Raw genomic sequence first — 21,738 nt, forward strand, 5'->3', positions numbered from 1 at the left:
AGCTGGCGAAGGCTGCCGTAATCGCGCAAAGCACCGTCAGCGAGCTTGAAGGAGGGAGAAAAGGGACACGGAGGGATCAAGTAGAGCGGATCGATAATGCGCTTATCGCTCACGGTGCGCTGCTCAGCGCCTGGGACGCAGCATTCTCCCCGACAGGCATGATCGGGTACTTCCGTGAAGTCGCCGAAGACGAACAGATCGCTGTCGAGATTCGCGAGTACGCCCTCGGGCTTGTGCCTGGTCTTGTGCAAGTCGAGCAATACGCTCGAACCATCAGTGAACTCGCATCTCCGTACATACCACCCGAACAGATCGAACAGATTGTACAAGCACGACTGTATCGACAGCAGGTTCTAGAGCGAGACCATCCGCCGATGCTGATCGTTCTCTTGGATGAGTCTGTGCTCCTCCGTCGATTCTCCAAGTCAGAAGTGATGCCCGCTCAGATCGACCATCTGCTGTCGTTGAGTTATCGCCCCCGTATCACCATCCAGATCGTCCCTGAGGAGACCGAGGATCATGCGGGCTTGGGAGGGTCGTTTAGGCTGAGCACTGCCCCCGACAGCAGCCCCTTCGCCTATGTCGAGGGCCATAAGACGGGCATGACCCTCAGGGAACCCGAGATCGTGGCCAGCTACGAGCGGATCTTCGCTGACCTGCGAAGTTTCGCTTTGCCAGTACCGGCATCGCGTTCACGGATGGAAGAGATTCGAGGCAAACTCTCATGATGACCGCAGGTTGGAAGAAGTCCAGCTACAGCAACGGTGAGGGTGGCAACTGCGTGGAGGCACGCGGCTGTGGCAGGGACACGGATGTCCGAGACACACAGAACCGTGAGGCTGGATACTTGGGTTTCAAGGCCCAGGAGTGGGCTGCGTTCGTGAGCAGTCTGCGCGCGAACTAAGCCGAACAGAATCGGTCCCCGCCAGTCGTAGTGGCGGGGACCGATCATGTTTCAGGCTACTGACCAGCATTCTCATAGCCAAGCCACATGCCGTTCAGGGTTCAATCCCCGCGCGTGCGGGGAGCGGCTGACCGACGGCGGCTGCCATGTGTCGAATTGGGGTCCATCCCCGCGTGCGCGGGGAGCAGTCCGATCTCCAAACCCGGGACCTCGTAGCCGTGGGTCCATCCCCGCGTGCGCGGGGAGCAGTTCCTCCTGGCTCTTGGCCTGCTGGCCGGGCTGGGTCCATCCCCGCGTGCGCGGGGAGCAGGGGCCGTGCGCCCGGGCCTCTTACGGCCTCTGGGGTCCATCCCCGCGTGCGCGGGGAGCAGACTCTGAGTACCGCGCTAGGACGGTTGCAGCGGGGTCCATCCCCGCGTGCGCGGGGAGCAGAGCACCCCAGTCGTCGCGGGGTTCGCCGGCGCGGGTCCATCCCCGCGTGCGCGGGGAGCAGGGCGACGATGCGCTTGAGGCACGCTGGTTCCCGGGTCCATCCCCGCGTGCGCGGGGAGCAGCAGGCCGTGCACGGCCGCCGAGACCGCCCCTTGGGTCCATCCCCGCGTGCGCGGGGAGCAGGTCGCGTCGGTGACGGGTCTTCCGGCGCATTTCGGTCCATCCCCGCGTGCGCGGGGAGCAGTCTCGCTGACCTGCAGCTTCACCCGGAGAACAGGCTCGAATCTGCAACTAGTTGAGAGTTGGACATTGATCCACTTTCCGGACAAAACTCACAAGCGAGCCACTCAAGCAAGTGCCCCTGCGGCCAGCGATCGACCAAAGGAAACACCTCCTACACCCGCTCAACGATAGCGAGGCAAAGGGATCCAGGCATCCACGAGCCTTCCGGAATTTTAGTTCAAAACTCGAAGCATCGCATGGTTTATTTCGAGGCTCAAACCGAACGCTAGAATTCCGGCCATGGACGACGGACTCCTCGCACGTGCGGTGCGGGCCAACCACGAGCTGTTCCTGCTGACCAGTGACCGCATGGCCGCCACCTTCGCGGACCTGGAAATCACCTCCTCGACGGCCTCGCTCCTGCTGGAGATCGACCCGAAACAGGAACCGCCGACCATGAAGGCTCTGGCGGGTCGGCTCTACTGCAACGCCCCCAACCTCACCTTCCTCATCGACCAACTCGTCGCCCGCGGCATGGTCGAGCGCGTGCGGGCCACAAAGGACCGGCGCCAACGCGCGGCCGTGCTCACCGAGAAGGGTGCGCGCACACGCGCGACCCTGATGGACGTCGCGCTCGCCACCTCCCCCTTGCGGCATCTGACCACCGAGGAGCGAACAGCGGTGTCGTCCATCCTGGAGGGCGCCCTCACACGCGCCAAGGCCTCTCCTGCCGAGGACGATCCCCTGACCACGGTCGACAGCACCCGGTGACCCACTCCCCGCGAGTCGGTGCCGCCATATCCACACCCGAAAAGTATTTCGAGTATCGAAGCATCATGCTAGCGTCAGTGCTTCGACACTCGAACCACTGGAGGATTCCGTGCGAGACGGCTATCGCGGCATCACCGCACTCGTCACCGGCGCGTCGAAGGGGCTGGGGCGGGAGCTCGCGCTGGAGCTGGCCCGGCGGGGCGCTCGACCGGTCCTGCTGGCCCGCTCGGCGGATCGGCTGCGGGAACTCGCCGCGCAGATCAGCGAACAGCACGGCGGAGCCGACACCGAGGTGATCGTCGCCGACCTCGCCGCACCGCAGGGGCCGAAACAGGTCCTACGAGAACTGCACCAACGCGGCCTGAGCGTGGACCTGCTGGTCAACAACGCCGGTATCGGCAGTGCGGGCCCGTTCCTGGACCGCCCGCTCGAACCGCAGCTGCGTTCCGTCGACGTCAATATCGGCGGCCTGCTCACCCTCACCCACGCGATCGGCGCCGAACTGGTCGCCCACGGCTCCGGCGGCATCATCAACGTGTCCTCCACCGCGGCCTTCCAACCCATGCCCTACCAGGCCGGATACGCCGCGAGCAAGGCGTTCGTGCTCTCCTTCAGCGAATCGCTGGCCGAGGAACTGCGCGGTACCGGTGTCCACGTCATGGCCGCGCATCCCGGCGCGATCGCGACCGGTTTCTTCGACGGCACCTCCATGACGATCCCCCCGACCGCCGACGCACCGGTCTCCGTCGCGGCCGGCATCCTCGACGACTACGCCCGGCGGCGCGCGGTGTCCTACCCGGGCCGGAGCGTCTTCAGGGCCATGACCTGGGCTTCACGCCTGCTGCCGCGCACCGTCGCCGTGCGGGTGGCCGGTGCGTTCAACCGGCGGCTGCACCTGCACGAGGTCGTCGACCTCGTCTAGGTCATCTCCGGGAAGGACCACCACGACCGACCTCGAAAAACGGTGTGCCTCGTCGACGGATGGTCGTGAGGGGAACCTCTGGTGGGGAGAGTCCCTGAGCCGAGAAGGCGGGTGCTTCCCTCGGGCCGGCCCGGTGGTTTCGACGGTCGGCCCAAGAGAGGGGCCGGGCTCGAATCAGCGGAGCCGAGACCATGACGCGCCTTCCTCACGTGGCGCGGCCGGTCTGAGGGGGTGTACCCGTCGGCGCCGGCCGCACCGGTGGGCCCACCCATGTTCCCCCACACGCGCCCCCTCCCCCACGCGTCCCCCGGCCCCTGCTATCCGTCCTCGGGCAGGGTGAGGGCACCGTCGACAAGGCGCGCGCGGGCACGGTGGTGTCGCTTCTCCACCGGCAGGATCGTCGTCGCCCCGGGCAGTCCCATGGCCGGCGTTCCGACGTACATGCTCTCGGCCCGTTCGACGATGAAGGTCTCGTGCCAGATCCCGACGGCGTCGGGGTGCTTCCTCACCATCGCGTTGAACCTCGTCCACGCCGGGCGGTGGCTCAGCGAACCCGCGGAGGCGTAGTCGTAGAGCCTGTCGATCGAGGACCAGTACTGCACGACGTACGGTCCCTTGCCGTTGAACAGCAGCTCGTAGCCGAGCAGGCCCGAATCCGGGTCCTCGGAGAGCTCGGCCAGCATCGGCCGCATGGCCCGCAGGACCGGGAACCAGAGGTCGGGGCGCCACCACCGGTTGAGCGTCATGCCGATGTGGAAGACCACCAGTTCCCCGTCATGCCGATGAGTCACGCGACCCGACACGATCTTCGCCATGATCCCCTCCGATCATTGGATAGTTTCACTATCTAAATTAGCTTGTGCGACTATCCAAGGCAAGGAGGTTTCAGCATGCGCATGGCAGAGTTGTCCGCCGAGGCCGGCGTGCCCGTCCCCACGATCAAGTACTACCTGCGGGAAGGGCTGCTGCCCCAGGGCGTGCGGACATCGGCGACCCAGGCCCGCTACGGGGACGCGCACATCCGTCGGCTCAGGGTGATCCGTGCGTTGGTCGACGCCGGGGTGAGCGTGGCCGGCGTACGCAAGGTGCTCGCCACCCTCGACGAGCCACCGCACGAGGTGGCCGACCTGCTCGGCGCCGCGCACGCGGCGGTCGCTCCGCGGGGGGACGATGGGATCCCGCTCGCCGATGCCCGACGACTCGCCGAACGTCTCGGCTTCCGACCCGGGGCCTGCGAACCCGAGCGCCTCACGGATGTCGCACGAGCGCTCGATTCCCTGGACAGGGCCGGCTTCGTGATCCCCCCGGACGTCATGACCGCCTACCTGGAGGGCGTGCGGACCATCGCGAGGGCCGAGATCGCCGGCGTTCCGGTCGACACCCCCGAGGAGGCGGTCCGGTACGTGGTACTGGGCACGACCCTGGCCGAACCGCTCCTTCTCGCGCTGCGCCGCATGGCCGAACAGATCGCCGCCGTCGAGCGCTTCCCCTCCGACACCTGACCGGTCCGGAGGCCCGGTGCCGCGCCAGAACGGCCCAGGGGCCCTACGCCGCGAGGGTCGCGCCGCGTAGGGCCCATGAGGTTCGGGCCCGGGGCCCTCAGTGCGTCAACGTCGACCAGGTGAACCCGCCCCCCAGCAGGGTCGCCGCCACCGGCATCGTCCGCAACTCCTCCGTGGAGCACGACAGGGGATCCCGCTCCACCACCACCAGGTCCGCGGGTTCGCCCGCCACGACGCCGGTCCGTCCCCTGGTGCTCGCGGCCAGAGCCGACTCGACGCTGATCCGCTGCTCCGGATGCCATGGCTCCCGGCCCTCGCGGCTGCGCGAGACGGCCGCGGAGATCGCGATCCAAGGGTCCAGCGGAGAAACGGGGGCGTCGGACCCCAGCCGGAGCGTCGCGCCCGCACGCTGCAACGACGCGATGGCGAAGGCGCGCGCGGTGCGGCCGGGCCAGTGCAGGTCGGCCACGTCCCTGTCGTCCATGGCGTGTTCGGGCTGCACGCTCGCGATCAGGCCCAACTCGCCGAAGCGGGCGAAGTCCTGCTCCCGGACCAGCTGGGCGTGTTCGACGGCCCCGGTCATCGCGAGCTCCTCGAAGGCGTCCAACACCCCCGTGTTCGCGCGGTCACCGATGGCGTGGATCGCCGCGGCGATACCCGCTCCCTTGGCCCTGGCCATCAGTTCGCGCAGGGTGTCCAACGGAACGCTCTCCATCCCGCAGGCGTGGGGGTGGGCGCCGTCCATGCCGGGGTAGGGGTCCCAACACCACGCGGTCCGGGTGTTCAGGGAACCGTCGACCACGACCTTGAGCGGGCCCATGGTGATGAGCCCTCGTGGGTCGAGGGGTTCCCCGGTCCGCACACCCCGGGTGATCGCGTCCTCCAACCGTTGGGGCCATACCGACACCTCCACCCGCAGTGAGTCGACGCCCCGTGCCACCCGTTCGGGCCAGAGCCTGAGGTTGTCCGTGTTCTCGAACTCCACGATCCCGACCACGCCGCGGCGGGCCGCGGCTCGGGCGGCTTCGCGGTAGTCGTCGGTGGACAGGTCGGCCGGGGACTGGAGCCGGTCCAGTGCCCCGAACCACTCACCCTCCCGGACCAGGCCGGTCGGCTCCTCCGGGGCCAGCGTGAGCAGCCGGGCCGCGGCGGTGTTCAGCCAGGCGCAGTGCAGATCCTTGCTGACCAACACGACGGGGATCTCGGGCGCGACCTCGTTCAACGCCTCCAACGAGGGATTGTCCGGCCACGTGCCGTCCTGGAACCCGTAGCCGACGATCGGCGCGGGGTCCGCCGAACGCGAGGCGCGAGCCGTCGCGACCGCCCGCCGCACACGGTCCAGGCACTGGGCGGCGCTGGCCGTTCCGGACAGGTCGAGACGGCGCCGTTGGACCGTCCACTGTGCGAAGTGCACGTGGTGGTCCCACATGCCGGGCATCACGAAACGGCCCTCCACGTCGGTGGTCTCCGTGCCGTGACGGACACCGGAGGTCGCCGGGAGGACCGCTTCGATCTCGCCGCGATTCAGCCGGATGTCATAGGTGCCCTCGTGTCCGGGGATGGACGCGTTGACCAACGTCCTGTGTTCGCCTCGTGTCATGTTCGCGCCCTTCGTCATCGCCGTGTCCTCGCGTCGTCGGACGCGCCCGCGGGCCGCCCCTGGGGATGTTCCATACCGTTGACCCGTGCCATCCGGGCGGCCAACGCCGGGTTGTTGTAGGGCCCCGGCTCGACCAGGTGGCCGATGATCTTGTTGATGGATTCCTCGGATTTGTCCTGGTTCATCTTCTCCTTCGCCTCGACGCGGTCCACCCGTAGGCGAAACCCCACCGTCCCGGTGACGATCCGGTGTGCGTACTCGCTGTTCTCGGCGGTGGCGTGCAGCAGGTGCGGGTCCGGCAGAACCTGTTCGAAATGGGCGACGAGGCGGTCCAGCACCCGCAGATTCTCCTCATCGCCGAGGATCTCCGGGACTCCGTGCAGGTGGGCGACGGCGAAGTTCCAGGTGGGGACGTTGGGGCGGTAGCCGTACCAGGACGGCGAGACGTACCCGTGCGGTCCCTGGACGATGGCGAGCATCTCGTGGTGTCCGAGCCGATGCTTGGTCTCGTCGGGCCGCCCCACGTGGCTGAGCAGGACGATGCCCTCGGCCTCCTCGTCCAGCAGCACCGGGTAGTGCGAGGCCACGATCCCGTGGTCGGGCACCGAGGACACGAAGGTGCACCAGGGGTTCTCCCGGATGAGGTCCTTGATCGTGTCCGTGTCGTCGAGCGCGTAGTCGCGGTTGTCCCTCATCGGCTCGCCCCCGCCTCGTTCGCCGGGCTCGGGGCCCAGGCCCTTTCGAGTCCGTTCCAGGCCAGGTCGGCGAGGGTGGCGGCCTGAAGACCGAGCACCCCGTCGTCGAACCGCGCCCCTTCCGAGTGCATCGGCGCGGCCTCCTGGGGCGGCACGTCCTCGGGCAGCGCTCCGAGGAAGACCAGCGCTCCGGGAACCCTCTGGAGCACGTAGGAGAAGTCCTCCGACGCCATGGCCGGTTCCGCCAACGTCACCACGCGCTCGGGTCCGTGGACCTCCGACAGCCTGGCGACGACGGCCTCGGTCTCGTGGGCGTCGTTCACCGTGGCCGGGTAGGACGGGACGAACTCGACCGTGGCCGCACAGCCGTGGGCCTTGGCCAGGCCTCGAAGGAGCTCCGGGAGTTCGTCGCGCAGCAGCGCGAGCGTCCCCTCGGAGAAGTGGCGCATGTTGGCCTCCATGCTCACCGATCGGGCCAGCACGTTGCCCGCGCTCGAATCGCTGGCGAGGGGGCCGATGGTGATCACCGCCGGGTCGCCGGCCGGGATACGGCGCGCGGCGAAGCTCTGGACCGCCAGGATCGCCTGGGCGGCGACCGGAACCGGGTCCACGGCCAGGTGGGGGACGGCCGCGTGGCCGCCGGTGCCCTCGATACGGACGCGCAGGGCGCTGACCCCGGCCATGATCGGTCCGCTCCTGGTGACGAAGCGCCCGTAGGGGGTCTTGGCGTCCACGTGGATCGCGTAGGCCGCGACCGGTCGTTCGCCGGCGGCGTCGAGGACTCCCTCGTCGATCATGATCCTGCCGCCGCCGAAGCCCTCCTCCCCGGGCTGGAACATGAAGATCACCGTTCCGGGCAGCTCGTCCCGGCGTTCGTGGAGCAGTTTGACCGCGCCGACCAGCCCGGCCACGTGCAGGTCGTGCCCGCAGGCGTGCATGGCCCCGTTGGTGGCGGCGAAGTCCAGTCCCGTCGCCTCCTCGACGGGGAGCGCGTCCATGTCGCCGCGTAGCAGCACCACCGGCCCCCCGGCGTCACCGGCGGCGCCTCCGCGCAGGACGGCGACGACCGAACTCAGGGACGTGCCGGTGACGATCTCCAGGTCCAGCCCTTCCAGGGCGTCGAGCACGGCCCTTTGTGTCTCGGGCAGGCGCAGGCCCACCTCCGGTCGGGAGTGCAGGCTCCGGCGCAGCATGCGCAGTTCGGGCAGGAGTGTCTCGGCGGCGGGGGCGAAGGGGTTCCTCGTCACCGCCGATTCGGGGCCGCCGGTGTTCTCCGGTGCGGGGTGATGGGTCATGGTGTCACGTGCTCCTCGAAGGTCATACGTTCGCCCAGTACCGGGACAGCGCTGAGGAGCTGCCGGGTGTAGGGGTCCTCGGGATCGTCCAGTAGCGGTTCGGTGGGGCCGGACTCGACGATGACCCCGCCGCGCATGACGTGGATCTCGTCGCTCATGTAGCGGACCACGGCCAGGTTGTGCGAGATGAAGAGGATCGACAGTCCCAGGTCCTGTTGGAGTTCGCGCAGGAGGTTCAACACGGTGCCCTGCACGGAGACGTCCAGGGCCGATGTCACCTCGTCCGCGATCAGCACCCGTGGTTCCCCCGCCAGGGCCCGTGCGATGGTGATGCGCTGGCGCTGGCCTCCGGAGAACGCGCCGGGCGGGTCACCGGCGCGGTCCGGATGGATGCACACCCGCTCCAGCAGCTCGCGTACGCGGTGGTGCCGCTGCGCGCGAGTCCACTTGCGCCCCGTGGCCAGGGTGGCCTCGGCGATCGAATCGCCGACGGACATCCGGGGATCGAGGGCGGAGTACGGGTCCTGGAAGATCAGTTGGACGGCGCGGCGGGCCTGCCGGGCGCGCCTGCCCCGTCCGACCGCGCTGACCCCGTCGACCAGGACGTCTCCCCCGCTGATGGGGGCCAGGCCCACGACGGCGTTGGCGATCGATGACTTCCCCGAGCCCGACTCGCCCACCAGTCCGATGGTGCGCCCGGGCGCCAGACTCAACGACACGTCCATGACCACGGGCCGTGTTCCGTAGCGGATGCTCAGATTCTCCAACGCGAGAGCCGTCACAGCGGACTCTCCTCTCCTGCTCTGACGGCGCCGGACACCGCGCCCACCTCCGGTGTCCCGGCGTCCTGTTCTCCCGGGCCCGCTCGGTCGTCGATCACCGGCAGGGGCCGGGTGCGGTCGGAACGCATGTCGGGAAGGCAGGCGATGAGCCCTCGGGTGTAGGGGTGCCTCGCCTCCTCGCGAATACGTCGGGCGTCGAGGTTCTCGACCACCTCACCGTCCTTCATCACCACCACCCGGTCACAGAACCCCGAGACCAGGGCGACGTCGTGGGAGATGAGGACGATGGCGGTGTCGGTGGCCCGCTGGGCCCGGTGCAGCACGTCGAGCACCTGCTTTTGCACGGTGACGTCCAGGGCGGTCGTGGGTTCGTCCGCGATGATCAGCCGAGGGTCGGCGGTGAGCGCCATGCCGATCATGGCGCGTTGGCGCATACCTCCGGAGAACTCGTGCGGGTAGTCCTTCAACCGCCGGCGCGGTTCGGCGATACCGACGGCGTCGAGTCCCGACTCCGCCCGCTGTCGGGCCTCCTCACGGCTCATGCCGAGGTGGGTCCGCGAGACCTCGGTCAGTTGGCGCCCGATCCTCAGGGCGGGGTTCAGCGAGGTCAACGGGTCCTGGAAGACGATGCCCAGTTCCGTTCCCAGGCGTTTGCCCTCCTTTCGTGAGAGCGGCGTGCCCAGGTCGATGTCGTCGAAGCGGCGGGTGCGCGCCTTCACGATCGCCCTGTCGTCCGACAATCCGGCCAGGGCCATCGCGGTCAGGGACTTCCCGGAGCCGGACTCGCCCACGATGCCGACGATCTCTCCGGGTCTCACGGACAGGTTCACACCACGGACGCGTTCCACGAATCCGCCCTCGCCGTCGGGGAAGGAGACGCTCAGGTCGGTGACCTGCGCCAGCGCGGTCCCATCGCCGCCCGGGTCGACCCCGCCCACCGGCGGGGCGACGGCGTCGTCGTCGGATCGGGCCTTCCTCCCCGCTCCACCGGGGAACAAGGACGCCCGGCCGGCCGCCGCCACACCGCGCAGCCCCTTCCCGGGGCGGTCGGCGAGCGCCTCGGCGATCATGGTGAAGACGAGTCCGGCGAAGACGATGGCGACGCCGGGACCGATGGCGGCCATGGGGTTGGTGTAGATGTGCCCGATGCCCTCGTTGATCAGCCGCCCCCAGTCGTAGGCGGGGGCCTGTACGCCCAGCCCCAGGAAGGACAATCCGGCGAAGGAGAGAAGCGTGACGCTCGCGGACGCGGACACCTGCACCAGCAAGGGGTTGGCGATGTTGGGCAGGATGTGCCGGAAGAGGACCCCGAGGGGCCCCACCCCGACCACCCTGGCCGCACGCACGTAGTCCTGTCCGGAGACCGAGGAGGCCAGGTTGTAGACGAGCCTGGTCAGGTTGGGGATCCCGGCCAGGCCGATGGCGAGCATCGCCCCGGTGGCCGTGGCGCCCCAGATGACGGTGAAGAACAGGACCAGCAGCAGCCAGGGGAAGGCCAGCAGCATGTCCATGAGCCAGATGAGGATTCGTCTGGGGTACTTCGGCAGGATGCTCGCGGTCAGGCCGACGATCACACCGCCGGTGACGCCGATGGCGGTGGCCCCCAGTGTGAGCAGCAACGACATCCGGGTGGCCACCATGACCCGGGCGAAGATGTCGCGCCCCAGGTCGTCGGTGCCGAAGAGGAACTCCGCCCCGGCGGGCGTCCACCGGTCGGGCACCGACCGCGCCGTGGCGGCCTCCCCCCAGATTCCGGGGCCGGCGAAGGCGATCACCACGAGGACGGCGGTGCCCAGGATCGCGGTCAGACCCGCCGGGCCGACAAATCTCTTCATGCTCATCCCTCCGAGATCGAGGTGCGCGGATCGACGGTGATCAGGATGAGGTCCACCAGGAGGTTCACTCCCAGGACCATCAGGGCGAAGACGAGCACGACCCCTTGGATCATCGGATAGTCCTTGGTCTGCACGGCCGAGATCAGCGTGGTCCCCATACCGGGGACGGCGAAGACCGTCTCGATGATCACGGTCCCGGCGGTGAGCCCGGAGAGCAGCAGGCCTCCCACGGTCAACGTCGCGGTGACGATGTTCGGCAACGCGTGCCGGAAGAGGACGATGCGCTGAGGCAGTCGCTTGGCCTTCGCGGTGGTCATGTAGGTGGAGTCCAGGACCTTGATCATCTCCACCTGGACGATGCGGGCCAGGTACGCCATCGGTCCCAGGGACAGGCCGAGCACCGGCAGCACCAGGGAACCCGGGTCGCCCCAGCCCGCGGGTGGAAGGACCGCCAACCACACGCTGAACACGGCGATGAGGATGGCCGAGAGCAGGAAGTCGGGGATGGCGATGAGCACCCCGAGCCCACCGGAGATGACCGGGTTGGCGGACCCGCCCTTGGTGGAACGGGCGATGAGCGCCGCCCCCATGCCCAGGGGCAGGGCCCCCACGAGAGCCATCGTGAAGCCGAGCGTGGCCAGGACGAGGGTCGTGGGGAACCGCGAGGTGATCACCTCGGCGACGTCCTGCCTGGACTGGATGGACGTCCCCAGGTCGCCCCGGAACAAACCCCCCACGTAGTCGGTGAACTGCTGGGGCAGGGGTTTGTCGAGTCCGAGGTCGGCCCTGGTGTTCTCCACCAGCCCCACCGGCGCGGTGGGCCCCAGGGCGGCGCGTACCGCGTCCCCCGGCACCAGGTGCACCACGAAGAAGCTCGCCAGCACGACGATCAGCAGTGAGGCGACCAGGCGTCCGCTTCGGCGGATCGCGAAGGATCCGCGCGGGGAGAGCCGGTCGTTGAACCGCGCGATGGCGGCCACGGGGGCCATGGGCCGATGTGTTCTCGGTGCGGTGCCCATGGCGTTACTCGGTCATCCGGATGGAGGGCGCCTGGATGTAGGAGGTCTCCTCGAACACCGCGCCGTTCATGAAGGTGGACAGCAACGTTCCGGCCACGGGGAAGGTGTGGAAGTTCTCCACCAGCGCCTTCTCGGCGTCCTCCCAGTATCCGCAGGCCTCGTCCGGAGAGGCGGAGAAGGTCTTCTCGGCGATCTCGTCGTATTCGTCGCCGGCGGTGGCCATGAAGTTCAGGCCTCCTTCGTCGGGTGTGTCGCCTCCGTAGAAGGCGTCCTGGAGGGTGGGGTTACCGGAGGAGATCTGGATCCAGCCGGTGTCCCAGTCGAAGGTCTCGTAGAGGCGTTCGGACCACCCGGCGCCGTCCAGGGCCCGCAGGTCCGTCTGAACGCCGATCTCCAGCCAGTACTCGCGCAACAGTTCGGCGGCCGGGGCGTGCGTCTCGCTGCCGGCGTCGTAGACGAAGACGATCTCCAAGGGCTCTCCGTCGCGGTGGCGCAGGCCGTCGTCGCCGAGTTCCCAGCCCGCCTCGTCGAGCAGCTCACCGGCACGGTCCGGGTCGTGCCCGGGGGCGTCCCAGAGCGGCCCGTCCTCGGGGACGCAGAGGAAGGGCGACTCCGTGATCAGGGAGTCGAGTTCGACCGGGTGGCCGCCGCTGACGACCTCGGCCGCCTCATCGTGGTCGATGCCGGTCACCAACGCCTCGCGGACCAGTGGATCGTGGGTGGGACGGTCGTCCCGCTCGTTGAAGAGCATCTGACCGATGGGGTTGACGACCCCCGTGTAGTCGTATCCGGCGGCCTCGACGCGGGCACGGTCGGCCCCGGTGATCCGTGCCGCGTTGAGCTCCCCGGAGATCAACAGGTTGGTCCGGGTGGACTCATCGGTGATGACCTGGACCTCCAGTCCGTCGGGGATGCCCTCGGTCTGCGAGGTCAGCCCGCCCGGCCCCCAGTCGTAGTCCTCCCGTGTGGTGTAGAGGAAACGGTCGGGAAGGGCCTCGGTGAGTTCGTAGAGACCGGTGCCGTTGGAGACCCCTTGGAGGCTGTCGGGGTCCTCGATCCCCGCCGCGCACACCATCTCCACGGTTCCGACCTTGCTCAGGAGGAAGGGGTCCGGGCCCGGGGCGGTGACCTCCAGGGAGAGTCCGTCGCCCTCGGCCTCCAGGCCCACCGGAACGAGCGAGTCGGTGTGCACGGAGGTGTTGTCCGGGTTCGCGTGGTATTCGAGGTTCGCGGCGGCCACCTCGGCGTCGAAGTCCGTGCCGTCGTGACAGGTGACGCCCGGCTTCAGCTCCAGGGTGACCGATCCCCCGTCCTCGCCCTCCTGCCACGACTCGGCCAGCCAGGGCTCGAACTCGCCGTCCTCGTCGATGTAGACCATGGACTCGTAGGCGTAGGTGACGACCTGGCGTTCCTGGGGCTGGCTCCCGGTCATGGGGATGGTGTCGTTCACCTCCCCGGTCACCGCGGCGGTGAAGGTCCCCCCGGAGACGAGCTCCGCGTTCTCCTCACCACCCCCGGGCCCTCCGCAGGCGGTGAGACAGAGGGCTCCGGCGCTCAGCAGCGCGGTGGCTCCGATGATCTTTCTGGTACGCATAATCGGCACTTTCTCTTCAATGTTCCAGAGGCGCTGTTCCGACGAGACGGGTGGGTGCGAGCGGGCGTCCGCCTGGGAGATCAGGCCGGTGTCGGGTTTTTGGACCCCAGTCGGGCCAACGGCCCCGCGGCCTTGACCGAGACTCGAACGGTCTGTTGGGCGCTGTAGGAAATGGGGGTTTCGAGGATGTCGACGACCTCCACCCTCAGCGGGTCCGCGCCCGCTTCGATGGCGCGCTCGACGGCCGCTCGTGAGGCCTTGGCGACCGCTTCGTCGCGGTCCTCATAGGTCCCGATCTCCTGGGCCCGGCCACCCACCAGGGACATGGCGGCCCCGACCGCGTTGGCCACGTCCCCGTGTTCGGGCCGCAGGACGGTTCCGGCTCCGGGGAGTTCGGCCGGGACCAGGAACGCGCCGCCGCCGACGACCACCAGCGGCATGTCGAGCTTTCCGTGCGAGAGCCGCTCCACGGACTCCTGGAGCCACTCGTGGGCCCGGCCCAGTGCCGCCTCCAGTACGCGGCCCACGTCTTGGGGGACGTCGAGGCTCCATTCGTTGGCGATCGCCGTGTCGTGCCCGGCGTGTACGACCGCGTCCGTGAGGGTGGCGGTCTCCCCGCCGAAGGTGAGCGCGGCGGTCTGCAGCCGGTGGCCGACGGAGCCCGGGCCGACGCGTCCGGTCTCGGTGTCGACGTGGGTACCGCCGCCGACTCCGATGCTGAGCACGTCCGGCATGCGGAAGTTGGTGCGTACTCCCCCGATCTCTCGGGGCAGGGTCGACTCACGGGGGAACCCGCCCACGACCACGCCCAGGTCACTGGTGGTTCCGCCGACGTCGATGACGATGGCGTTCTCCGCTCCGGAGAGGAAGGCCGCCCCCCGGATGGAGTTGGCCGGGCCGGAACCGATGGTCAGCACCGGGAAGCGCGCCGCGAAGTCCAGGGCCATGAGGGTGCCGTCGTTCTGCGCGAAGTACACGGCGGCGTCGGTGAGGTCCTGTTCCTCCACCACGGTCAGCAGGGCGTCGGCCACCCCCCGGGCGATCCCGTAGAGCGCGGCGTTGAGGACGGTGGCGTTCTCGCGTTCGAGCAGGCCGATGGCGCCGATGTCCTGGCTGAGCGAGACGGGGGTGTCCTGGCCCAGGTGTTCGCGGACGATCTCCCCGACCCGCGCCTCCTGTTCCGGGAAGGACGGGCTGAAGATCCCGCACACGGCGACGGCGTCGACCGGTTGTTCGAGACCGGACAGGAAGTCCTTGACGGCTCGGGGATCCAGCGGCGAGATGGGCATGCCGTCCACCATGTGGCCGCCGGGCAGCACGGCCGAGCCCGCCAGGACACTGTCCCGCAGGTCCTGGGGCCAACCGGTCAAGGGCGGGAAGCCGGTGGCGGCCGGTGCTCCGAGGCGGATGACGGCCACTCGGCCCAGCCCCCGGCGGCCCACGATGGCGTTGGTCGCGTGGGTGGTGCCCATCATGACGCGGGCGACCTCGCCTCGTCGGTCCCCCAGGGTCTCCAGGACGGCGGCGATCGCGGCGCGGATGCCGCCGGTCACGTCGTCCGTGGTCGGCTGCTTGGTGTGGGCGATCACCCGGTTGGACGCGTCCAGGACGACGGCGTCGGTGTTGGTGCCGCCCACGTCCACTCCGAGCGACAGGTCGCCGTGGTCGGGGGAACGGGGTTCGGTACTCACGATTTCGGCCTTCACGCGTTCGCTCCCGACGTGCTCGGTTCTTCGTTCTGCTCCGTCGAGGGCCGAGGAGGGTGTCCCGCCTCGAACGGCACGTAGTCGATGTCGTAGCCGAAAGCGCGAGGCCCGGCGATGTCGAGTCCGCGTTCGGTGCGCCAGAGGGGGTCGCAGGCCCAGGCCAGCACCGACACCCGCTGGCCGAAGCGCAGGAGTTCGGTGGAGATCGCGTGGCCGGTCTCGCTGTCCACCAGGGTGACCAGGTCGGGCACGCTGACCAGGATCTCTCCGTCCTCCAGCACGACCAGGTTCTCGTTCTGCAACTCCACCCTGAGCAACCGGTCCCGCTCCGTCCCGGTACCGGAGATCGTCACCGAGCCGCGGACGAATCCGCCTTCGGTGCGGCGTGAGACGTCGATGATCTTCCCGTTGATCAGCACGTCGGCCCGCAGGGTCCGGGCGAGCGCCTGAACCGGCTCCCGCGCTTGGAGCATGGCGTGGCCGACCTCGATGGCCCGGCTGACCGTTCCCTCGATGACGGCTCCGGGGACGTCCCTCGCGTCGAGCAGCGAGGCGCCCAGGCACAGGGAACCGCTGGCCACGGAGAAGGCCCGGACGTGGCGCTCCAGCCATGTGGCGTCGATGGTGCGCATCACGATCACGTTCCCGACCACGTCCGAGAGGACGGTGGTGTCGCGGGGCACGCCCGCCACGTTCATGGCCACCATCGTGGCCTCGGGGAACGCCCGTCCCATGCCGTCGGCGTCGAGGACGTCGAGCCCCAACTGGGCCGCCCAGCCGACCGGGCCCACACCGTTGGTGCCGCCGATCTCCGTGGCCATCACCGCGGTGATCCTGCGGCCCGCGACCCGCTCCGCCTCGCGCAGCAGGGTCTCGGGCTGTTCCGCCGAGGGGAGCATCTCGATCCCCACCGTCGGGGCCCCGATGCCGGCCATCACGATGACCATGTCGTCGTCGGTCAGTTCCTCGACCGTGCGAAGCCGGACGGGACCGTGTTTGCTCAGTGCGTCAGCGACACCGAACTGCGAAGTGGTGACGGCCCCGCCACCGCCGGTTCCGAAGATGGCCGCCCCGGCTGCCAGGGCCGCGACATCGTCGGAGGATATGTTTCTTGTCATATTCGGAGCCTAGACAGACTCCGCTCAAAGACAATGTCGTCGCGGCACAGGAAAGTTGGGTAATTTGGGCTGATGGCACACATCGGCATTGAGCACATCCTTCGACAATCCTCCAGAATGGGCATCGAAGCGGTGGCGGGACCGCGGGAGGGGCGCAGGATCTCGCGCGTGGAGATCGCCGACATCGGTTCCATCGACTCCCTTCCGGCCGGGACCCTGGTGATCGCCGACGTGTCCGAGCCGCCCTCGGCCTACCGGATCGACATCGCGATCCGCCAGGCCAGCGCCCAGGAGCTGGCCGGGCTCGTCTTCCCCGCGGAACTGTCCCCGGCCCTGACCTCCCAGGACCTGGCCGAACGAGGGGGGATCCCGGTGCTCCGGGCCCCGGGGCAGAAGGCCTCCGACCTGGCCGTGGCGATAGACCGCATGGTCAACAGCGAGGCCTCCGACGTCCTGACGCGGACGCGGTTCGCGCTGGACAAGGTGCGAGAGGCCGCCGAGGGACCTTCGGAGGGCCGGGTGGAGGCGGTACTCACCGCGGCGGGACGAGCACTCGGCGGAAAGGTCGAACTGAGGACGGACCCCCAGGTCGGCTGGACGGAGGAAACGGCCGTGTTCGTCGGCGAGGCGCCACGCGGCAAGCTGGTCTTCGAACTCGACGACCAGGACGGCTACGCGGGGGACGACGCCGCGCGCCTGGCCCTGCCCGGTATCGCCTCCGTGGTGTCCAAGGTGCTGCTCAGGGAGGTGCAGCGCCGCTTCGCTCCCCGGCAGACCTCCGCCGAGCTCATCGCCCAACTGGTGGTGGCCGAGTCCTCCCGGGTCGACTCGCTGGCCGACCAGGCCTATCAGCTCGGCTTCCCCCTCCAGCTATCGCACGTGGTGGCCTGGCTCGAATTCACCGACCCCGGGGACACGAGCCAACTTCCACCGCGCGCCCTGCAGTCCGCGCTCGAACTCCACGCGCTCGAACTCTTCGAGCACCGCGACGAGCTTTGGCACATCGCCTTCATCCGCGATGACGCGTTGATCGTCTCCTCGGAGAACCCCGGCAGGGGCGACCAACAGCGCAGGCTCCGCGAGGTCGCGGCGGGCATCGCCGACCACGCCCGGATCCTGGCCGGCGGCCGCTGGGAGTCGACCGTGGGGTTGGGCGCCCCGCAGGTGGGAGCGTCCGGTCTGCGACAGTCCGCCTCCGAGGCGAGGATCGCCGCCGAGACGGCCGTGGCCTCCGGCCGGATCGGTCACATCGAGGTCACCGACGTCACCGGTCTCAGACGCGTCCTACTCGACTTCTACGCCTCCCCCACCAGCCGCAAGCTGCTGGAGGACCTGTTGCACCCGTTGGACTCCACGGACCCGCACCGGACCGAGACGGCGGTCAGGACGCTGTTGGCCTATCTGAGCCATCGGAACTCTCCGGCGAAGGCCGCTCGGGAGCTCCAGCTGCACCCCAACGCGGTCAGCTACCGGATCCGCAAGATCACGAAGGATCTTCAACTGGACCTCGACGATCCCGACACCCGCTTCGCCGTGGAACTCGCCTGCCGGGTCCGCCTCCTGAGCGCCGAGCGACGCTGAGGGGTGTTCGTTCCGCGTCGGTGCGCGGCCCGAGACATCGCCGAGACGATGCCCGGGCGGAACCACCCGTGTACCCGGGGATGGGGCCCTCCTTCCCACCGGTCCCGACCTCGGCCCTCGTTCGTGTCCGGGAGCGGACGGCCCACCTGACCGAACCCTGAACCGAGTCGACACGACGGCACCTGGGACACCCCCGCCACGGGGCTTCCCAGGTGCCGTTCGACCTTCCCCCTACCAGTGGACGGTGGCCTTGGCCGCGAGGTGCCCGTGGTCGTCCACCGCCACCACCCGGGCCTCGTCCTTGCCATCCGTCACACCCAACGTGATCTCGCGGTCCACGAAGAGCGGTGCGGTCGCGGTGAACGAGTAGCGGGCGGGTGTCCTTCCGGGGCCTCCACCATCCCCGTCGTGACCCATGACGGCGTCCAGCATCAGCAGCCGGGTGAGCGGACCGTGCACGAGCAGGTCCGCCAGTCCCTCTTCCCGCCGGGCCCAGTCCCGGTCGTAGTGCACGCGATGCGTGTTGAAGGTGATCGCCGAGAAGCGGAAGAGGCTCCGGGAGTCCGGTGTGTGCCGGTAGGACCGCTCCCCCACCTCCTCCACCTCGCGCGGTGGCGCCGGTGGGGCGCCCTCCCCCAGGAACACGTCGTGCCAGGTGCTCTCGATGGCCGGTTCTCCGTCCACGAAGTACCATCGCTCGATGTCGGCGAAGACGAGCCTTCCGTTCCTGCCGCTCTTCTCCGTGACGCGTCCGGCCCGCACCCGCTGTTCGACGGTGTCGCCCAGCCGGATCGGGCGGTGGAAGACGGTGTCCTCACCGGCGTACATCCTGCGTGGCAGATCGATCTCGGGCAGCACGTCGTCGCTCGGCGTGCCATCGGGGCGGAGCCCGTCCATGGTGGAGGAGAAGGGGAAGTACAGCCCCTCCCACCCCGGGGGCAGCGGATCGCCCAGAGAAAGCCCGGGGAGCCCGGGGGCGAAGGTGCCCCGGTAGTTCTCCGCCGGCGCGAGGTCCATGTGCTGGATACGCCTCACCTCACCGTCGCCCATCAGACGGTTCTGCTCTTCTTCAGCACGGCGATCTCCTCCGGGGAGTAACCGGCGACGACGGACAGCACCCGGTCGGTGTGCTCACCGAGCCGGTTGGCCGTCCTCTCCGTTTCGGCGGGGGTCTCGCTCAGCTTGATCGGCTGACCGAACATCCTCAGCCGACCCAGGTCTCCGTAGTCGGCCTCCACGATCATGTCCCGCTCGGCCGTACCGGGGTCCTCGACGACGCCGGCGACGGTGCGCAGCGCGGTCAGCGGAACGACGTCTCCGGCCAGTTCCTCCAGTTCGGCCTGGGTACGGCCCTGGAACCAGGAGTCGATCAGCGGTTTGACCTTCCTGTCGTAGACCTCCTCGTCGAAGCGTTTGCGCATGGTGTCGATCTCCGGGTCCTCGGCGGCCTCGGGCGTACCGAACAACTCGCAGGTGACCCGCCACAGCTTGTCCGTGTACCCGGCGAAGAACACCTGGCCGTCGGCGCAGTCGAAGAGTCCGTAGGGGCGCACCCACGCGTGCTCGTTGCCGGCCGGTTCGGCGACCTTGCCGTTGACGGTGTAATCGACCACGGCCGTCTCGGTGAGGGCGATGATGCTGTCCACCTGGGCGATGTCGACCTTCTGCCCGACCCCGCCACGCTCCACGTGCCGGATCGCGGCCAGGGTGCCGATGACGGCGAAGAGCGCGGCCGAGAGGTCTCCGATCGTGGTGCCCACCCGGACCGGGGCCGTTCCGGGGTACCCGTTCATGGACCACAGGCCACCGGCCGCCTGGGCCGTACTGTCGAAGGCCGGTCGACGGCTACGGGAACCCGTGTGCCCGTAGCCGGAGATGGCCGTGTACACGAGCGCCGGGTTGATCTCCTTGAGCACCTCGTAGCCCACACCGAGCTTCTCCATGGTGCCTGGCCGGAAGTTCTCCAGCAGCACGTCCGCCTTGGCCACGAGGTCCTTGAGGACCTTCTTGCCCTGCTCGCCCGAGAGGTCGATGGTCAGGCCGAGCTTGCCCCGGTTGTACTGGCCGTAGTAGCCGCTGAACTCCTCCGTGTCGGCGTCCTCGACCCCCTCATCGCCCTCGACGGCTCCCGAAGCGGTCAGGTACGGGGGGAAACCGCGGGAGACGTCGGGATCGTTGGGATTCTCGATCTTGATGACCGTGGCTCCCATGTCGGCGAGGATCTGGGCGGCGTAGGGCCCGGCCAGCACCCGCGACAGGTCCAGCACCACGATCCCGTCGAGCGCTCCGTCTCCACCGCCCAACTGACGGATGATCTCCTGCGTGTCGTTCATAGCGATCTCACTCCCTGTCGTCGGGCTGTGTGCGGGTCCGGGCCGAGGCTCGCCCTCAGTGGACGTCTCCCGCACGGGTCAGGCGGAGGTTCCCCGCAACTCATCCAGTACCTCGCGCGCGTACTCCTGCCGGATGCGTCCGGCCTCGACCAGTCGTGCGGCCACCTTCGAGACCTCCTGTCCCTCCGCGCCGGCGGTGGCCGCGAGGGTGCGGGCGTGCAGGGCCATGTGTCCGCGCTGGATCCCCTCCGCGGCCAGGGCCCGGCAGGCGGCCAGGTTCTGTACGAGCCCCACCGCGGCGATGACCTCGCCCAGTTCCACGGCGGAGTCGACCCCCAGGATCCTGATCGCGGCCCTGGCGGTGGGGTGCGCTCGTGTGGCGCCACCGACCAGACCCACGGCCAGGGGCACCTCCAGTGTGCCCACCAGGTTCCCGGCCGTGTTCCTCTCGAAGCGCGAGAGCGCCGTGTAGCGGCCGTCCCTGACCGCGTGGGAGTGGCATCCGGCCTCGACCGCGCGGGTGTCGTTCCCGGTGGCGAGCACGACGGCGGAGATGCCGTTCATGATGCCCTTGTTGTGCGTCGCGGCCCGGTAGGGGTCCGCGGAGGCGAAGTCACTGGCCAGAACGATGTCGTCGACCACCTGGGAGCCGCCCAGCAGTTCGGCGTCGAACTCACCGCGCACCCGCACGAGTCGTCGGTCGGCCTTGTTGCTGAGGATGCGCAGCAGCGACCTGCCACCGGAGAGCTCGGCCAGGCGGGGAGCCAGCGCCTCGGCCATCGTGTTGACGGCGTTGGCCCCCATCGCGTCGCGGACGTCCACGATCAGGTGCACGATGAGGTGGGTCCCCGAGGCCGTGGGGACCATGCGGACCTCCACGGAGCGGGCCCCGCCGCCCAACTCCACCAGGACGGGGTCCTGCTCGTTGGCCTGGGCGAGGATCTCCTCCTCGACCTCCAGGATCCTGAACCGGGCCTCCTCCGGGTTGGGCACGTCCACGAGCTGGACCTGGGAGATCATCACCGGACCGGAGGTGGAGGCCCTCAACCCGCCGAGTCCTCGGGCCATCCGGGCCGCGTTGGACGCCGCGGCCACCACGCTCGGCTCCTCGATGGCCATGGGGACGAGGTGGTCGCGGCCGTTGACGGTCAGGTTGGTCGCGATCCCCAACGGAACGCCGAAGACTCCGACGGCGTTCTCGATCATCTGGTCGGCCTGCTCGAAGACGAGGCCGCCCTGGGGCTCGAAGACCTCGGCGTCCACTCCGGAATCCTCGGTGACCCGGGTACGGCGCTCCTGAACACTGAGTTCCCGGAGCCCTGGGATACGACTGTTGACGGGCAAGAATCCACCTCCTGGCGCACGGCGCCCGACGGGTCGCCGGGCCTCCTTCTCACACTCAGTGGCGAGAATATGGTCGCCCCGTG

19 protein-coding genes and 1 CRISPR repeat array are annotated in these 21,738 nt (G+C 69.0%); of the genes, 6 read left to right on the top strand and 13 right to left on the bottom strand.

Annotated features, from left to right (window positions below; genetic code table 11):
• Window positions 1-2: 2 nt before the first annotated feature.
• The 4 genes from ABZ717_RS19535 to ABZ717_RS19550 all read left to right on the top strand — a co-directional run bounded on the left by ABZ717_RS19535 (window position 3) and on the right by ABZ717_RS19550 (window position 3,251).
• Window positions 3-728: a DUF5753 domain-containing protein gene (locus tag ABZ717_RS19535; protein WP_358512458.1), complete on the top strand. Its 726-nt coding sequence runs from the start codon at window positions 3-5 to the stop codon at window positions 726-728.
• Entirely contained in the window at window positions 728-904 is a 177-nt protein-coding gene (locus tag ABZ717_RS19540) for a DUF397 domain-containing protein (RefSeq protein WP_358512461.1), read from the top strand. Before ABZ717_RS19535 ends, ABZ717_RS19540 begins: the two co-directional genes overlap by 1 nt.
• A 98-nt stretch (window positions 905-1,002) precedes the next feature.
• A CRISPR array of direct repeats spans window positions 1,003-1,580; the repeat unit is 28 nt; unit sequence GGTCCATCCCCGCGTGCGCGGGGAGCAG.
• Window positions 1,581-1,858: 278 nt separating this feature from the next.
• On the top strand, window positions 1,859-2,329 hold the full coding sequence (locus ABZ717_RS19545) for a MarR family winged helix-turn-helix transcriptional regulator (RefSeq protein WP_087100571.1): 471 nt from the start codon (window positions 1,859-1,861) through the stop codon (window positions 2,327-2,329).
• A gap of 109 nt (window positions 2,330-2,438) precedes the next feature.
• Complete coding sequence (locus ABZ717_RS19550; protein WP_358512464.1) at window positions 2,439-3,251, top strand: SDR family oxidoreductase; 813 nt, start codon at window positions 2,439-2,441, stop codon at window positions 3,249-3,251.
• A 317-nt stretch (window positions 3,252-3,568) separates the two neighbouring features.
• On the opposite strand, the gene ABZ717_RS19555 is transcribed toward ABZ717_RS19550, so the two are convergent.
• Complete coding sequence (locus ABZ717_RS19555; RefSeq protein WP_358512467.1) at window positions 3,569-4,066, bottom strand: DUF4188 domain-containing protein; 498 nt, start codon at window positions 4,064-4,066, stop codon at window positions 3,569-3,571.
• Window positions 4,067-4,141: 75 nt separating this feature from the next.
• Between ABZ717_RS19555 and ABZ717_RS19560 the strand changes: the two genes are divergently transcribed.
• The gene (locus ABZ717_RS19560; protein ID WP_358512470.1) at window positions 4,142-4,753 is read left to right on the top strand and encodes a MerR family transcriptional regulator; all 612 of its coding nucleotides are present in this window, start codon (window positions 4,142-4,144) and stop codon (window positions 4,751-4,753) included.
• Window positions 4,754-4,850: 97 nt separating this feature from the next.
• Here the strand turns inward: ABZ717_RS19560 and ABZ717_RS19565 are convergent, their stop codons facing one another.
• From ABZ717_RS19565 to ABZ717_RS19605, 9 genes are all read right to left on the bottom strand, one after another.
• Window positions 4,851-6,371: an amidohydrolase family protein gene (locus ABZ717_RS19565; protein ID WP_358512473.1), complete on the bottom strand. Its 1,521-nt coding sequence runs from the start codon at window positions 6,369-6,371 to the stop codon at window positions 4,851-4,853.
• Window positions 6,368-7,048: an FMN-binding negative transcriptional regulator gene (locus tag ABZ717_RS19570; RefSeq protein ID WP_358512476.1), complete on the bottom strand. Its 681-nt coding sequence runs from the start codon at window positions 7,046-7,048 to the stop codon at window positions 6,368-6,370. The genes ABZ717_RS19565 and ABZ717_RS19570 overlap by 4 nt, the downstream gene beginning before the upstream one ends.
• Window positions 7,045-8,343: a M20 family metallopeptidase gene (locus ABZ717_RS19575; RefSeq protein ID WP_358512479.1), complete on the bottom strand. Its 1,299-nt coding sequence runs from the start codon at window positions 8,341-8,343 to the stop codon at window positions 7,045-7,047. The genes ABZ717_RS19570 and ABZ717_RS19575 overlap by 4 nt, the downstream gene beginning before the upstream one ends.
• Window positions 8,340-9,125, bottom strand: coding sequence for an ATP-binding cassette domain-containing protein (locus tag ABZ717_RS19580; RefSeq protein WP_358512482.1), 786 nt, complete (start codon window positions 9,123-9,125; stop codon window positions 8,340-8,342). Before ABZ717_RS19580 ends, ABZ717_RS19575 begins: the two co-directional genes overlap by 4 nt.
• Window positions 9,122-10,960 carry a dipeptide/oligopeptide/nickel ABC transporter permease/ATP-binding protein gene (locus tag ABZ717_RS19585; protein WP_358512485.1) on the bottom strand — a complete coding sequence of 613 codons (1,839 nt, stop codon included), beginning with the start codon at window positions 10,958-10,960 and terminating at the stop codon, window positions 9,122-9,124. Before ABZ717_RS19585 ends, ABZ717_RS19580 begins: the two co-directional genes overlap by 4 nt.
• 2 nt (window positions 10,961-10,962) lie before the next feature.
• The gene (locus ABZ717_RS19590; RefSeq protein ID WP_358512488.1) at window positions 10,963-11,949 is read right to left on the bottom strand and encodes an ABC transporter permease; all 987 of its coding nucleotides are present in this window, start codon (window positions 11,947-11,949) and stop codon (window positions 10,963-10,965) included.
• 34 nt (window positions 11,950-11,983) lie between these two features.
• Window positions 11,984-13,573 carry an ABC transporter substrate-binding protein gene (locus ABZ717_RS19595; protein WP_358512491.1) on the bottom strand — a complete coding sequence of 530 codons (1,590 nt, stop codon included), beginning with the start codon at window positions 13,571-13,573 and terminating at the stop codon, window positions 11,984-11,986.
• A gap of 80 nt (window positions 13,574-13,653) precedes the next feature.
• On the bottom strand, window positions 13,654-15,264 hold the full coding sequence (locus tag ABZ717_RS19600) for a hydantoinase/oxoprolinase family protein (RefSeq protein ID WP_358512494.1): 1,611 nt from the start codon (window positions 15,262-15,264) through the stop codon (window positions 13,654-13,656).
• A gap of 11 nt (window positions 15,265-15,275) precedes the next feature.
• Entirely contained in the window at window positions 15,276-16,397 is a 1,122-nt protein-coding gene (locus ABZ717_RS19605) for a DUF917 domain-containing protein (protein ID WP_358512497.1), read from the bottom strand.
• A 117-nt stretch (window positions 16,398-16,514) separates the two neighbouring features.
• On the opposite strand from ABZ717_RS19605, the gene ABZ717_RS19610 reads away from it, so the two are divergent.
• Entirely contained in the window at window positions 16,515-17,978 is a 1,464-nt protein-coding gene (locus tag ABZ717_RS19610; protein WP_358512500.1) for a helix-turn-helix domain-containing protein, read from the top strand.
• Between the two features lie 231 nt (window positions 17,979-18,209).
• On the opposite strand, the gene ABZ717_RS19615 is transcribed toward ABZ717_RS19610, so the two are convergent.
• The 3 genes from ABZ717_RS19615 to ABZ717_RS19625 all read right to left on the bottom strand — a co-directional run bounded on the left by ABZ717_RS19615 (window position 18,210) and on the right by ABZ717_RS19625 (window position 21,655).
• Window positions 18,210-19,028, bottom strand: coding sequence for a MaoC family dehydratase N-terminal domain-containing protein (locus tag ABZ717_RS19615; RefSeq protein ID WP_358512503.1), 819 nt, complete (start codon window positions 19,026-19,028; stop codon window positions 18,210-18,212).
• Window positions 19,028-20,311 carry a CoA transferase gene (locus ABZ717_RS19620; RefSeq protein WP_358512506.1) on the bottom strand — a complete coding sequence of 428 codons (1,284 nt, stop codon included), beginning with the start codon at window positions 20,309-20,311 and terminating at the stop codon, window positions 19,028-19,030. The genes ABZ717_RS19615 and ABZ717_RS19620 overlap by 1 nt, the downstream gene beginning before the upstream one ends.
• 78 nt (window positions 20,312-20,389) lie before the next feature.
• Window positions 20,390-21,655 (bottom strand): hydroxymethylglutaryl-CoA reductase, degradative, encoded by a 1,266-nt coding sequence (locus ABZ717_RS19625; RefSeq protein WP_358512509.1) that lies wholly within the window; start codon window positions 21,653-21,655, stop codon window positions 20,390-20,392.
• Window positions 21,656-21,738: the final 83 nt, after the last annotated feature.

Origin of the sequence: Nocardiopsis sp. NPDC006832, assembly GCF_040635885.1 — a bacterium.
In the GTDB taxonomy this organism is placed as follows: domain Bacteria; phylum Actinomycetota; class Actinomycetes; order Streptosporangiales; family Streptosporangiaceae; genus Nocardiopsis.

Coding starts and splice junctions, on each gene's coding strand:
- ABZ717_RS19575 (WP_358512479.1), bottom strand. CDS start 8,343: ATGACCCATCACCCCGCACCGGAGAACACCGGCGGCCCCGAATCGGCG.
- ABZ717_RS19565 (WP_358512473.1), bottom strand. CDS start 6,371: ATGACGAAGGGCGCGAACATGACACGAGGCGAACACAGGACGTTGGTC.
- ABZ717_RS19610 (WP_358512500.1), top strand. CDS start 16,515: ATGGGCATCGAAGCGGTGGCGGGACCGCGGGAGGGGCGCAGGATCTCG.
- ABZ717_RS19540 (WP_358512461.1), top strand. CDS start 728: ATGACCGCAGGTTGGAAGAAGTCCAGCTACAGCAACGGTGAGGGTGGC.
- ABZ717_RS19620 (WP_358512506.1), bottom strand. CDS start 20,311: ATGAACGACACGCAGGAGATCATCCGTCAGTTGGGCGGTGGAGACGGA.
- ABZ717_RS19615 (WP_358512503.1), bottom strand. CDS start 19,028: ATGGGCGACGGTGAGGTGAGGCGTATCCAGCACATGGACCTCGCGCCG.
- ABZ717_RS19545 (WP_087100571.1), top strand. CDS start 1,859: ATGGACGACGGACTCCTCGCACGTGCGGTGCGGGCCAACCACGAGCTG.
- ABZ717_RS19595 (WP_358512491.1), bottom strand. CDS start 13,573: ATGCGTACCAGAAAGATCATCGGAGCCACCGCGCTGCTGAGCGCCGGA.
- ABZ717_RS19555 (WP_358512467.1), bottom strand. CDS start 4,066: ATGGCGAAGATCGTGTCGGGTCGCGTGACTCATCGGCATGACGGGGAA.
- ABZ717_RS19605 (WP_358512497.1), bottom strand. CDS start 16,397: ATGACAAGAAACATATCCTCCGACGATGTCGCGGCCCTGGCAGCCGGG.
- ABZ717_RS19585 (WP_358512485.1), bottom strand. CDS start 10,960: ATGAAGAGATTTGTCGGCCCGGCGGGTCTGACCGCGATCCTGGGCACC.
- ABZ717_RS19590 (WP_358512488.1), bottom strand. CDS start 11,949: ATGGCCCCCGTGGCCGCCATCGCGCGGTTCAACGACCGGCTCTCCCCG.
- ABZ717_RS19560 (WP_358512470.1), top strand. CDS start 4,142: ATGCGCATGGCAGAGTTGTCCGCCGAGGCCGGCGTGCCCGTCCCCACG.
- ABZ717_RS19570 (WP_358512476.1), bottom strand. CDS start 7,048: ATGAGGGACAACCGCGACTACGCGCTCGACGACACGGACACGATCAAG.